Annotated in this window: 10 protein-coding genes; 8 read left to right on the top strand and 2 right to left on the bottom strand. The window is 70.8% G+C overall.

All coding sequences use genetic code 11. The annotated features are described in order from the left end of the window. Positions 1-485: 485 nt before the first annotated feature. The 5 genes from WME82_RS35855 to WME82_RS35835 all read left to right on the top strand — a co-directional run bounded on the left by WME82_RS35855 (position 486) and on the right by WME82_RS35835 (position 5,910). The gene (locus tag WME82_RS35855; protein ID WP_438038987.1) at positions 486-1,301 is read left to right on the top strand and encodes a formylglycine-generating enzyme family protein; all 816 of its coding nucleotides are present in this window, start codon (positions 486-488) and stop codon (positions 1,299-1,301) included. A 234-nt stretch (positions 1,302-1,535) separates the two neighbouring features. Further along, complete coding sequence (locus tag WME82_RS35850; protein ID WP_438038986.1) at positions 1,536-2,030, top strand: hypothetical protein; 495 nt, start codon at positions 1,536-1,538, stop codon at positions 2,028-2,030. Between the two features lie 342 nt (positions 2,031-2,372). Further along, positions 2,373-3,308 (top strand): hypothetical protein, encoded by a 936-nt coding sequence (locus tag WME82_RS35845; RefSeq protein WP_438038985.1) that lies wholly within the window; start codon positions 2,373-2,375, stop codon positions 3,306-3,308. Positions 3,309-3,472: 164 nt separating this feature from the next. Further along, positions 3,473-5,083, top strand: coding sequence for a MopE-related protein (locus WME82_RS35840; protein ID WP_438038984.1), 1,611 nt, complete (start codon positions 3,473-3,475; stop codon positions 5,081-5,083). 119 nt (positions 5,084-5,202) lie between these two features. Beyond that, a complete protein-coding gene (locus WME82_RS35835; protein ID WP_438038983.1) occupies positions 5,203-5,910 on the top strand; it encodes a hypothetical protein in 708 nt (235 codons plus the stop codon). 98 nt (positions 5,911-6,008) lie between these two features. On the opposite strand, the gene WME82_RS35830 is transcribed toward WME82_RS35835, so the two are convergent. Continuing rightward, positions 6,009-6,737: an RNA polymerase sigma factor gene (locus WME82_RS35830; RefSeq protein ID WP_438044959.1), complete on the bottom strand. Its 729-nt coding sequence runs from the start codon at positions 6,735-6,737 to the stop codon at positions 6,009-6,011. 246 nt (positions 6,738-6,983) lie between these two features. Further along, positions 6,984-7,991, bottom strand: a complete 1,008-nt coding sequence (locus WME82_RS35825; protein ID WP_438038982.1) for an RNA polymerase sigma factor — start codon at positions 7,989-7,991, stop codon at positions 6,984-6,986. 446 nt (positions 7,992-8,437) lie between these two features. Here WME82_RS35825 and WME82_RS35820 point away from each other — a divergent pair, with 446 nt between their 5' ends. The 3 genes from WME82_RS35820 to WME82_RS35810 are packed head-to-tail and all read left to right on the top strand — an operon-like array spanning position 8,438 to position 12,768. Then, complete coding sequence (locus WME82_RS35820; RefSeq protein WP_438038981.1) at positions 8,438-9,529, top strand: PEGA domain-containing protein; 1,092 nt, start codon at positions 8,438-8,440, stop codon at positions 9,527-9,529. Between the two features lie 20 nt (positions 9,530-9,549). Next, on the top strand, positions 9,550-11,160 hold the full coding sequence (locus WME82_RS35815; protein ID WP_438038980.1) for a hypothetical protein: 1,611 nt from the start codon (positions 9,550-9,552) through the stop codon (positions 11,158-11,160). Positions 11,161-11,196: 36 nt separating this feature from the next. Beyond that, positions 11,197-12,768, top strand: coding sequence for a hypothetical protein (locus tag WME82_RS35810; RefSeq protein WP_438038979.1), 1,572 nt, complete (start codon positions 11,197-11,199; stop codon positions 12,766-12,768). Positions 12,769-12,849: the final 81 nt, after the last annotated feature.

The following is a 12,849-nucleotide window of genomic DNA, read 5'->3' as shown; positions in this document are numbered from 1 at the left end:
CGCACGCGCGGGCTTTGCTCGCTGAGCCCGCCCGTGCACCAGTCGAGGGGTGAGATGCGCGCCATCTCGTGTACAATCGGATGATGAAGCGTATTCTTCGTTCTGCGTTGCTTGCCGTGTTGCCGACGCTGACGGGCGCATCGTGCGGGGCGCTGCTCGGCCTCGATGACTTCACCGACGCTCAAGCGCCGGGCGGCGGGGGTAGCGGAGGGATTGACGCCTCCTCTGATGGAGCCGGGGCTGCCACGTCGGGCGGCGTAGATGGATCTGGGGGCGCACCGTCGGGCGGAGGCTCAGGCGGCGCTCCCGGCGGTGTGTGCACTCCGAACAGCGACACGCGGTGCTCGGGGAACACGCCGCAGCGGTGCGACGACCGCGGAGCGTGGCAAGACGAGGCGCCGTGCCCCGCCAGGGCGCCGGTGTGCCGCGGAGGGTCCTGCGTGACACCTCCGAGCTGCGCCGACCTGGCACCGACGTGCGGGCCGATGCGCAACGAGAGCTGCTGCGCGACGACGGCGGTATCGGGCGGGAGCTTCAACCGGAGCAATGTCAGCGAGCATCCGGCCAAGGTGAGCGACTTCCTGCTGGACCGGTTCGAGGTGACCGTGGGGCGATTCCGCGCGTTCGTCGATGCGTACCCGGGGAGCTTCCCCGAGCCGGGAGCCGGGAAACACCCGAAGATCGAGGGGAGCGGGTGGGATTCGAGGTGGAACGGGTATCTGGCTTCGAGCGCGGCGTTGCTCAAGGACGAGGTAAAGTGCGACTCGATGTTCCGGACGTGGACGGATACGGCGGGCGACAACGAGAGTCTGCCAATGAACTGCCTGAGCTGGTATGCTGCGTTCGCGTTCTGCGCCTGGGATGGGGGCCGCTTGCCAACGGAGGCGGAGTGGAACTACGCAGCGGCGGGCGGAGACGAGCAGCGGCCGTACCCGTGGTCGACGTCGCCCACGGATGAGACGATCGACCAGAGTTTTGCGGGGTATGGCTGCACCTTCACGGATACTCCAGAGAAGTGTACGTTTATGGACATCTTGCCTGTCGGATCACGGAAGACAGGAGATGGAAGATGGGGGCAGGCCAACCTGGCCGGGAACGTGCGAGAATGGGCTCTGGATATGAAGTGGGACTATTCCGAAGATTGCACGGACTGCGCTAACTTGGAGGGGGAATACGAACGGGTGTTGCGGGGCGGCTCCTTCTCGGATGACGCGCAATACCTGCTTTCATCCACCCGCGACAGCAACGACGCGACGACGCGCCGCCCCTACGTCGGGGTCCGCTGCGCGAAAGAACCGTAGTTACGAGGCGAGTCCACCGAGCGGATCCGTTCTGCTGCGAGCTGGAACGGCGGCCGCGGGCTACGCCGTCCGCCATCAGCAGCAACGCCTCGCCCCGCCGTACGATGCGTTTCCGTCTTGTCCGGACGCAGGGCCGCCTCCGCCGCCGTGCGCTGGTCTTCCCCGGCTGGAAATTCTTTGGCGGAGTACTGCGACGTCCCCTCCGAGACCGGCGTCTTCCCGATGTGGCACGGGATGACGGACAGCAACCTCATCCACGGCGAGCACTACTGGGCGAGCCAGGCCGGGGTCGACGATCTGCGCGCCATCCTGAGCGCGCACCCTGAGATCCGGTACTCGATGTGGTCGTCGTCGTCGGAGATCTCCGAGCAGACCGAGGAGCAAGTGCAGCGCTACCTCGACACGCTCGACGCGCTCGGGCAGGAGTTCCCGGAGGTCACGTTCATCTACATGACCGGTCACGGAGACGAGGAGTACAACGGCGTGAACCGCGCGAAGCGGAACCAGCCGATCCGCGATTCTGCCGCGATCACGGGAAGATCCTCTACGATTTCGAGGACCTCGACGCCCACTGGAACGGCGAGCGACACACTGCGACGGTGGACGGGGTCGAGATCCCGATGCAACACCCGCATCTCGACGTGGAGTCGTCAGGCAACGCGGAGTACGAGCACACCCACACGACGCAGGATAGCTGTGAGGACAAGGCCAGGGCCTTTTGGCGCATGATGGCCGAGCTCGAGGGGTGCAGCGCGCAGTAGCCGCGCGGCAGCCGCGCGGCGCGGGCGCAGGGCCGCGGGCGCGGCCGCCCCCGTGAGCCCCGGCGCCGCGCGCGCCCGGGCCCGGCGTCGACCCAGCGTCCGGGCCGGCGCCCGGCCGCGGCGATGACCTCACGAACCACACTCTTTCCTGTCGGTTAAGTCCAGGTTTCGCGCAATCGACGTCGCCGGTTCGCCGTGCTCACGTCTTGCGGGCCGCCTTGCGCCCATGCTACTCGGCTGTCGCACGGGCATGCTCCCCCGCGCGCCTCCCGCGCAGGGGCGCCGCCTGGCAGCCGATCGGAGGCGGGCCATGGAAAGCGCGATACCGCTCGGGAAGAAGCAGATCATCGACGGCCAGCTGCGGGTCTACTACTACGGTTACTGGATCAAGGCCTACGAGGCGCCGGCCGACACGCTGCTCGCGAAGAAGCGCCTCATCGAGGCGCTGACGCGGCGCCTGTTCAACCACGTCGAGCACGGCATCAACGTCCCAGGGAAACGGCTGGACGAGGCGCGGCTCGCCTTCGAGTCGGAGACCGATCCGCAGCGGAAGCGCGTCAAGGCCGCCATGCTCGCGGGCGCGATCTTCAATCGAGCGACGGATATCTTCACCAAGCTCGTCGAGATCCAGGAGCTCGGCGTCACCATCGAGCCCGACAACGCCCTGATGCGCGAGTGCGGAGAGCACCTCCTCGAGGCGCTGACGCTCGGGAAGATGGTGCTCCACCGCAGCGGCGAGGAGGGGCTCGACGAGCTCTGGGGCGAGCCCTTCAAGGCGTTCTCGTTCCCGATCGAGGCGTTCTACAACAGCCGGTATGTCAAGATCGCCCAGAGCATGAGGGCGATCGACGGCATTCGCGACGCGATGATCGCCACCTTCGCCGGCGCGCCGATGTTCGGCGGGCTGGACCGCCTGGCCCGCGAGTTCGCGCACGCGGCCAAGATCAAGTGCGAGACGCTGCGCACCGACGACGACATCTTCGAGGTCTGGACGTCGTTCGTCGTGTCGGCGGAGAAGCTCGCCGGCTTCCAGCCGCTGCTCGGCGCGGACGCCTCGCCCCATGAGCGGGAGCAGGCCGCCCGGGGCGTCGAGCTGATCGTCCGTGGCAAGAACGTGATCTCGTACATCACGCGCGCGCGCGTGCCGATGCCCAAGACCACGGGCGAGCTCCTCGAGCGGTACGAGCGCTATCGCGCCACGTACGGCGCCGCGCCCGCGTCCGGGCCCGCGCGCAGCGTCGCCTGAGCGCCGGGTCACGGCCGCCGCGAGCGCAGAGGCTTTCACGCTCATGAGCGTCAACGGAGCGGTGTTGTAGGCGGGCGACCGACATTTCGCCTGTCTGCTGTCGCGGAATGTTTCCGTTGACGCTGGGGCGCGCGTCTCTGTATCACCAGGTGATGAAATGCGCTTTGAGCCTTTCGGGAGCGCTCTTTATCGGCCTCTCGTCGCTCCCCGCGAGCGCGCTGGTCACGCAGCCGAACGGCAGCGTCATGCCGCAGGACTCGAGGAACAACGAGGTCCAGCTCTACACCCTGTTCGCCAACCGGGGAGAGGCGCTCGACTACCAGGCCGATGGGAACACCGAGCCGTCCACGTTCTCGCCGCTCTGCGGCTTCACGGCGGAGCTGGTGCTCCGGCAGACAGGGTCTCGCCTCGGGGTCGGCTGGTACAACGTCGACCCCGCTGCCACGGCGCCGCCGGCGATCGACGACATCCACGAGATCGTCCCCGCCGGCTACTCGGTCGGCACCGTCATCACCGCCGGGGATATCCGGAGCAATCCAGCCTATGCGGGCGGGCAGATCGGCTTCGCCCTCATCGGCGCGCAGACCCACTACTCCGAGCAGCGTTGGAATCAGGTGTGCACGGGCTGCGCCACGCCCGGACCCTGGGTCACCGCAGTCATCTATGCTTCGACGGTGACGCCGAACGCGTTCTACGTCGCGTTCGAGGATGGCGAAGTCGGCCGGAACCCTGGCGACTTCAACAACGATGGCGACTACAACGATTATGTCTACTTCTTCAGCGGACTCACCTGCACCGGCGGCGGCGAGCCGTGCGATACCGGGCTGCCCGGCGTGTGCGCGCCAGGGGTGACCCAGTGCGCGGCGGATGGGCTCACCTGCCAGGGGCTCGTGCCGTCGTCGCAGGAGACCTGCGATGGGCTCGACAACGATTGCAACGGCACCGCCGACGAAGGCGACCTCTGCCCGCCGGAGCACGTCTGCGACCGGGGCGTGTGCGTGCAGGCGTGCGGCAGGGGCGAGTTCGTGTGCCCCTCGGACAAGGCATGTAACGCCGCGGGGTTCTGTGTCGAGCCCGCCTGCGCCCAGGTCGCCTGCGACGCGGGCGAGGTGTGCGTCGGCGGGCGGTGCCGCGCGCCGTGTGATGGAGTGCAGTGCCCCTCCCCGACGGTGTGCCGGGTCGGGGTGTGCGTCGACCCGTGCAGCACCGTGACGTGCGAGGAGGGCACGGTCTGCGACGGCGGCGTGTGCAAGCCGGAGTGCCCGTGCACGCCGTGCTCGAGCGGGCGCACGTGCGAGGAGGCGAGCGGGCTTTGCAGAGAGTCGGCCTGCGTTGGCGTCGCGTGCTCGCCTGGCCAGCGCTGCGACGCGGGCACGTGCGTGGACGCGTGCGCTGGAGCGGTGTGCCCGAGCGGGCAGACCTGCGCCGGCGGCGCCTGCGTGGAGGACACGAGCACGACAGCGGCCAGCGGGACCGGCGGCTCGACGGGAACGAGCCTGGACTCCGGCGTGGGCGGCGGCCTCACGGATCCGGCCGGCAGCGGCGCCACGGGAGGCAGCGGCGGCGGCGGCGGGTCAGGCGGCGGTTCGGGCGGGGCCGCCGCGGGCGGCTCCGGCGCGGACAGCGGCTGCGGCTGCACCGTGGCCGGCGCGCACGGCTCGCTCGGAGCGCCGCTCGCGGCGATCGCGCTGGCGCTGGCTGGAGCGATTTGCCGGCGGAAGCGCGGCATTGCTTCCGCAAAGGGCCGGGCGTTTCGGAGATCGACAGGGGCATGACACCGCCCTGGCCGCTCCTCTCCGGCGAGCGGTCATGGCATAGTCCGTTCATGAGACATGAACTCCTTGGCTCCGTGTTGTGTGGCCTCCTCCTCGCCGCCTGCAGCGACGACGAAAACGTGTCGCCGATCGGAGCAGGCGGCATGGGCGGCATGGGCGGCGCGGGCGGCAGCACGACCGGCGACGGCGGAGGCGGAAGCGGAGGCGCAGCGCCGGTCGCCTGCGGAGGGAGCGCGGGAGCGGTCTGCGGCGAGACGGAGTACTGCGCGACGCCCGACGTGGCGTGCGACGCAGACGCGCAGGGCGAATGCACGCCGAGGCCGAGGGTAGGGGAATGTCCGGACGAATGTCAGGGGGTCTGCGGGTGCGATCAGCGCACCTATTGCAATGAGTGCATGGCGCACGCGGCCGGGGTGAACGCGTCGAGGGATACGGTCTGCGCAAGCGCAGATTACGTGATCGCCGATCACGACCGCGTCTACGTGCACCACGCCGACCTGCGAGAGGATCGGTGTCTGGCGATCTCGATCGCGGCGTTCGCCGATAGCGATCCGCTCTATGCCGGGATCGAGCTGGAGGGGCTCTGGGGCGTGCTGGACGTGGCGCTCACCGACAAGATGGGCGATTGCACCGAGCCCGGCATGCCGCCCGCCGACGAGCGCGCTTATGCCGTGACCGGGGCCACCGGGACGCTGACGTGGGAGGCTGAGCCGGTCACCGACATCCCGTGCATCATCGACATGGATATCACCGTCACGCTCGACGGGGAGCCCGGGACCGTGCGCTTCCAGGAGACCGGCGTGGTCGTCGACAACACGTGCCTGTAGCCAGCTGCTTGCCGGCAACCGGATCCGGTCGCGAGGCTGCCGAGCTGCCTGTCCGTAATCGGGTCCGGTTTCGCGAGGCTGCTCTTTCTTTCGCTGCTTCACCATGCCCCCGGTCGCGTGTGAACCCGGGGCTTCGTGGTGCGCTCCTCCTCCGCAGCGAGGCGCCTCGCGAGCGCTTCCTGCGCGCCCCGGAGCGCTCTCGTGCGCCGCTTGTACGCCGTGCTGAGGGGCATCTCTCTCGTCTCGGCGATGTCTCTCATGGGGATCTCGTGGAGGTCGCGCTGGACCAGCACCGAAACCAGCTCGAACGGTAGCTCCCGGAGGAGCGATCTCATCAGGCGCCGCCGCTCCGCTGCGAGCAGGAGCTCGAGGGCGGCCGCGCTCTCGCCGGCCTCGCTCAGCTCCACGGGATCCGTGATGACCTCGTTCCGCCGAGAAGCCTTCGCGTGGTAACGCGCAGCCAGGTTCACCGCGAGGCCGTTCAGCCACCGCGCGATCGGGCCGCGCGAGGGGTCATAGTTGCCGAAGCTCATGACAGCCGCCAGGAAGACGTCCTGGCTCAGGTCGTGCCGATCGCGCTCGGGCACACGGAGCCGCGCGAGCCACCGGCGAACGCGCCGAATCGTTTCTGCTTGAAAGAGGCATTGGAACGCATGAGCCCGAGACGGGCTCGCGGCAGGCTTCACCTCGTTCTTCCGAGGTCCCGGCTGCGCCGCTATCCGTTGCGCGGTGCGAGGCGTGCCCGATGCGCTCGAACGAGCCGTCCTGTCGTGCCGCGCCGGAGGAGCCCGCTCCTCGGCGAAGACGTGTGTTCTGATGGAATGCATCATCGGCCCTCGCGAGGGCAGCGCCAGAAGCTCCATGGCTCGCCTCCATGTGAAACGTGAATGCTCTGCGCGAACGCTCGTCGGCGCGCGGACACGATCGCTCCTCGATGGGCGTCGCTCGGCGCGCGACGCCCGCTCAGGAGGCGCTCAGTCCCCTGCGACGAAGGCCGCGAACCACGGTGGTCCAGCACCGCCTCCGTGACGAAGGCGCACGTCGCGGGCGCAGCGATGCCTATGGCGCGGTCATCACCTGAGCCCCGCCAGCTGCGCCTCGCGTTCACGCGCCAGGCGACCGCGCGGGAATCTCCGCCCGTGCTCCTCCAGCAGGCGTCGCGCCTCGACGAGCGACACGACATCACCGGCCGCCATGGCCGTCCGTGCGCGGGCGATCAGCTCCTGCTCGCGGGAGCTGATCCTCGAGCGGCGCTGCGCGGCTGGCCAGCCTGTCGGCATGGCGGGGACGGCAGGGGCCGTCACCGCCCCATCCAGCGCCGGAGGGGCCATCACCGCCCCGTCCAGCGCACCGCTCACGCGCGCCGGCTCGACGGGGGCCGGCACGGCCTGTCCGGTCGCCGGCTCCGTCGTCCTCCTGGAGAGCAGGGTGGCCAAGCAGGGGCGGAGAGGCTCGACGGGCTCCACCGGGCCCACGACCAGCGCGCAGAGCGCCGCCGCGCAGGCGACGGCGAAGCCTCGGGCCATCCAGCGCGTGGGACCACGTCGCCGCCAGGAACACCGCTCCAGGAGCCAGGGCGGGAACAGCGCGGCGCGCAGCCGGCGAGCGCCGCGGCCTCGTTGCCTCGCTTCCCAGCGGGCCGCCGCCTCTTCGAACTCCTCCCAGGCCCGGCGCAGCCGACTTCGTGCCGTCTCCAGCGGGATCTCCTGCTCTCGGGCGACGTCGGCGATCGGCCGCTCCAGGAGCTCGCACGCGATGAACACCCCGCGGCACCGCTCGCCGATCTCCTCGATGAGCTGCCGCACCAGCGCCGCCTCCTGGCGAGCGATGGCGTGATCCTCGGGGCTCTCCCGCTCGTCGCAGAGCGCCGCCTCGTCGAGGCCCGCGAGCGCCTCCTCGCGCCTGCGCGACGCCCGCCGGTGATCGCGGGCCGTGTTCAGGACGACGCTGTCGCACCACGCGCTCGGGTTCCTCGCCGATCGGGCCTGCTCCCGCCGCTCCCAGAGCCGCACCATCGCGTCTTGCGCGACGTCGTCGCGGTCCCGCTCGGGCACGCCAACGTAGCTGATGAGCGCTCTCACGCGGGCGGGTACAGGGCAGGTCGGCGTTGGTCGGTCCACGGTCCAGCAGACGATCCGAGCCCGGCCCGACGGTCAAAAAATCGAAAAAATCGACCGAGTCCTCGCAAGAGGCGCGGCGAGTGGCTCTACGGTGGGCGAGCCAGAAGAGAGTACCAGCGGCTCGGTGAGGTTTCCGCCTCCTCCTCCACACCTCCGCCGGCTGCGGATCTCAGCGGGTGCCCAGCAGCTGTCGTGGATACGGTGCTCGTTCCGTCCTCAAAGGCCCTCCGGAGCGGAACCATGCATTGTATCATCATTGCTGAAATTCTCATGCATCCGGTGGCTTGCGGATGATTTTCGACCATCGTGAGCTCACTGGACCACGAGGCCGAAATACGAGGAGGCTCGGCGCTCGCCGGTCCCTGTGCGTTGACATGGGCCCGCGCACAGGAGTATTCCGGGGCGGCGTGCGCCATTCGCTCCTCTCCGTCTTGCCGTGCGTCTTTCTCGGCATCGTCGCGGTGCTGGAGGGCGTGGCGAGCGCGCAGGATCCCCATGGACTTGCGGGGCCGCAGGAGACATCGACCGCGGAGGATCAGCTGCGCCGTGCTCGGCAGGCGCGCGATGCCAGGCGATGGGCCGAGGCCGAGGCGGCGTACGAGGCGGCGCTGAAGGCGGCCGACGCGGCGTGGACGACCGACGCGGAGCGCGCCGAGATCGCCGCGGAGCTCGGCCTGTGCGAGCTCGCGCTGGGCAGCTATCGAGACGCGGCAGACCACCTGGCGCAGAGCTTGAGACACCGCGGCGCGCTCCGCAGCCTGCTGGCGGAGCGGGCCGAAGAAGGATTGTTGAAGGCCGAGAGCCGGGTGGTGACGCTCTACCTGGGTGTGAGTCCACCGGACGCCGAGGTCTTCGTCGACGGCAAAGCGCTGGGTCGCCGGGCGCCGACGTACGAGCTGTTCCTGGAGCCGGGGCAGCACACCGTGCGGGCGCGGCTGGATGGCCACAGCGAAGCGGTGGGCGCGTTCGACGGGCAGGCGGGCAAGGCCAGCTCGCTGACCCTGAAGCTGCCTCGCGCGCCGGAGCGCGCCGCGCCGGGGGTGGCCGGCGCTGGCCCGGCGCGGCCGGAGGCCTTGTCGCCACCTCCGGCGGCGCGGCGGGCGCTTCCCCTGACGGAGCTGCGGATCGGGGGCGCGGCGCTGGCGACGGCCGCGGCGGCGGCCGGCACGGTGTTCCTGCTGCGGGCCCATGTGATCGACGACGATGCCGCCGAGCGCGAGGTGGTGCTCCGCCGGCAAGGCTGGACGCCGACGACGTGCTGGTGGCCGAACGCGCCCTCGTCCTGCGCGGACATCCGCGACGACGTGGCGGAGCGGGATCTGTTCGCCATGCTCGGCAACGTGGCGCTGGCGACGGGGGCGGTGTTCGGGATTGCGACGGCGGGTTCCTTCCTTGCAGAGAAGTGGATCCTCGACGAGACGCCGGTCCGCGGGCGCGTGCAGGTCGTGCCGAGCACGACGGGAACGCAGGCCGGGTTCGTCCTTCAGGGCGTGTGGTGAGCTCCGGAGGGGCGATGGGGATGCGCGGGGGGCGAGGTCGAGGAAGGCTGCGTTCGATCGCGGCGATCGCGCTCGGCTGCGGGAGCGCCGTGGGGGGCGCCGGGTGTTATTATGCCGAGGACTGCGCGAGGACGTTCACGTGCCATCCGCTTCCCGGCGAGATGCCGCCTGTCCTGCCGGTGTCGCCGTGTGACGGCGATCCTGCGACGAGCCCGGCGAAGGACGGGTGCGGGGTGTTCGTCGCGCGGCGCGGGGACGACGCGAGCGACGGGACGAGGGAAGCGCCTGTCAGGACGCTGCAGCGCGCGGTGGAGAAGGCATCGGAGCCCGGGGGGACACGGCGGGTGTACGCGTGCGCGGAGGACTTCGCGGAGGCGGTCACGCTGCCGTCGGGCGTCGCGATCTGGGGCGGCCGGGACTGCGTCACGGCGGCGTGGACCTGGGGCGGCAAGGACCGCTTCACCGAGATCGCGCCAGCGCCGGAGCGGGTACCGCTCGTCGTGGAGGCGCGGGAGGCGAGCATGACGTCGGCGGTGTTCGGCGTGCGGCTCGTGGCGGCGGACGCGACGCGGCCGAGCGGGTCGGCCATCGGGATGATCGTGCGGGAGGGCGCCGCGGTGGACGTGGTGTCGAGCGAGATCCTTGCGGGGAATGGCGCGGATGGGGCGGATGGGGAGAGCGCTCCGCAAGGATGGCGGGCGCCGGACGGGGCGCATGGCCATCCAGGCATGGGCGGGTGCCTGGAGGACTGGACCGAGGGCGCTCTGCCGGCGGTGACCATGTGCGAGGCCGGGACGACGTCCATTGGCGGCGCGGGCGGCGACGGCGACATCGCCGCGGGCGGCGACGGCGAGCCAGGCGCACCGGCACCAGCGCCTGGCTCGATCGACGACGGCGAAGGGGGAAAGGGCGGGCCGATGACCTGCACGCCCGGCGAGGACGGCCGCGATGGAGAGCACGGCGCGAACGGGGTCGGAGGCGGGACGGGATTGGAGGAGCCGCTCCGTTACGGAACCATCAGCGCGTACGGCTGGCGGGGCTTCTCGGGACAGGAGGGCCAGACCGGCGGGATCGGCCAGGGAGGCGGCGGCGGGGGCGGTGTAGGAACGAATGGGCAGTGCCGTCCCGTGGATCCGCAAGGCGGACCGTCCGGTGGCTCGGGCGGGGGTGGCGGTTGCGGGGGGCGCGGCGGCCGGGGGGGCGGCTACGGAGGCGGTAGCTTCGGGATCATCGCTCTGCATGCTCACGTCATGGTGGACAAGACCGACATCATCACCGGCAACGGGGGTCGCGGCGGCAACGGAGGGAGGGGGCAAAACGGTGGCAGGGAAGGGCCACCCGGCGCCGCTGGCTACGTGTCGCGGCAAGGCGTCAACTACTTTGCATGCACAGGGGGGTGGGGCGGCTACGGAGGCAGCGGCGGCCATGGCGGCGGAGGGCTCGGGGGCGTTTCCATCGCCGTCGCGCGCGTGGACAGCAGCGTCCACCTCACGGAGAGCGCTCACTGGAGCCTGGGCGCTCCCGGTGCCGGTGGATTCGGACCCGATCCGGACGAGGAGCCCGCCAGGGGCAAACCCGGCACGAGTGCTTCCCTCTGGGACTTGCCCGAGCTGGTTGTGCCGCCCCGATGAGGGGGTTCGCAGCGGGATGATCAGGAAGAGAGGACGATGAAGATCACAGCAGCTGTATGGGTCGTTCTGCTGTCCTCTCCTGCCGCCCTGGGGTGCGGAGTGGAGCCATCCACGCCACCGTGCGCGGAGGGGGGCACCTGCGACGCCGAGCCCTCGGAGGACGCGTGTCTCGAAGGCCTCGCCGCGCTGCGCGTGCAAGACGGCTGCGGGGTGTTCGCAAGCACGACGCAGGGGGACGACAACAACCCCGGCACGATGGACAAGCCGGTGAAGACGCTCGCCCGCGCGATCGCGCTCGCGCCGCGTACACGGGGGCGGGTGTTCGCCTGCAGCGAGCCTTTCCTCGACGCCGCCACGTTGCCCTCCGGTGTCGATTTGTGGGGGGGGTTTCAGTGCTGGGCTGGATGGAAGCACACCACGGAAACGGGGAGCCCCCAACTCGTGGCAACGATCCAGACAGCATCGTCCGAAGTCGTCCCGCTCACCGTGGTGGCAGCGCAGGGTGACGGCGAGGTGGCCACCGACGACGTATCCACGATCGTGGACGTGCACGTGGTCGACTGGTTCCCATCGGAGACGAGCCTCTCCACCGTCGCGATGAGGCTCGAGCCGGGTGCGGTCGTGGAGGTGCTTCGGAGCGTGATCCAGGCGGACAACGCCCAAAAAGGCGCGGACGGCGTGAACTGGGGCCTCATCGACCCGCAGGCGCAGCACGGGGAGACCGGAGCCATCGGCAAGGAGGCCTGCTCGGCAGCCACCGTGATCGGCGCGCCCGCCGTGGCGAGCGGGTGCGGCGACCAAGTATCGACGGGCGGCAAAGGCGGCGACGGTACCCCGGATCGCGGGGACGACGGCGAGGACGGGAAGCCGCTGCCAACCCCGAACCCCAGCAAAGCAGGCCTGGGTGGCGTGGGCGCGAAGGACGGCGCCCCATGCGAGCACGGCCGCGATGGGGAAGACGGTGCGCCGGGCGCGCCCGGCGCAGGCGGTCGGGGTGGACGCCTCACCGAGGCCGGGTGGGAAGGCGTGCCCGGCAGTCAGGGCGGCACCGGAGCACCCGGCCAGGGGGGCGGCGGGGGCGGCGGCGCGCCGGGCGGCCGGAGCGCCTGCGGCAACGCGGCGTTGGGCGGCGCGTCGGGCGGCTCGGGCGGCGGCGGCGGCTGCGGCGGCCTCGGCGGCCTCAGCGGCGGCGCGGGCGGCGCGAGCATCGCGATCTTCGCGCATCCGGGCAGCAAGCTGACCCTGCGGGAGACCCGGATCATCACGGGCAGGGGCGGCGCCGGAGGCCGGGGGGGCGAAGGCCAGTCCGGCGGAGCTGGCTTGCAAGGGGGCCCGCCGGGGCAGTCGCCGGACCTGGGCGGCGAATATGCTTGCCGGGGCGGCTACGGCGGCAGGGGCGGCACGGGCGGCTGGGGCGGCGGGGGCTCCGGAGGCCCCTCGATCGGCATCGTCCATGCCGACGACGAACAACTCACCCTGGATCGCGTCACGTTCGAGATCGGTGACGGGGGCCCGGGCGGCATCGCGGATGTGTTCGACGAGACGCGCGACAAGGCGAACCGAGGCAGCGACGGCTTCGCCGCCGAGACGATGCGCTTCGCGCCGTAGGTCCGCGCGCGGGAGCGCCGCGACCGGTTCCCCTGCCCGATCGTGAGCAGGGTAGGACGAGCGACCTGGGTTGGAGCTCTT

The sequence above is a fragment of the Sorangium sp. So ce128 genome, from assembly GCF_051525245.1.
Classification (GTDB): Bacteria; Myxococcota_A; Polyangia; order Polyangiales; family Polyangiaceae; genus Sorangium; species Sorangium cellulosum_B.
This window is presented reverse-complemented; position numbering and strand designations above follow the sequence as displayed.

Bases quoted from the DNA above. Each gene is read 5' to 3' on its own strand.
- WME82_RS35850 (WP_438038986.1), top strand. From the start codon at position 1,536: ATGACGGACAGCAACCTCATCCACGGCGAGCACTACTGGGCGAGCCAG.
- WME82_RS35830 (WP_438044959.1), bottom strand. From the start codon at position 6,737: ATGCATTCCATCAGAACACACGTCTTCGCCGAGGAGCGGGCTCCTCCG.
- WME82_RS35815 (WP_438038980.1), top strand. From the start codon at position 9,550: ATGCGCGGGGGGCGAGGTCGAGGAAGGCTGCGTTCGATCGCGGCGATC.
- WME82_RS35810 (WP_438038979.1), top strand. From the start codon at position 11,197: ATGAAGATCACAGCAGCTGTATGGGTCGTTCTGCTGTCCTCTCCTGCC.
- WME82_RS35855 (WP_438038987.1), top strand. From the start codon at position 486: ATGCGCAACGAGAGCTGCTGCGCGACGACGGCGGTATCGGGCGGGAGC.
- WME82_RS35845 (WP_438038985.1), top strand. From the start codon at position 2,373: ATGGAAAGCGCGATACCGCTCGGGAAGAAGCAGATCATCGACGGCCAG.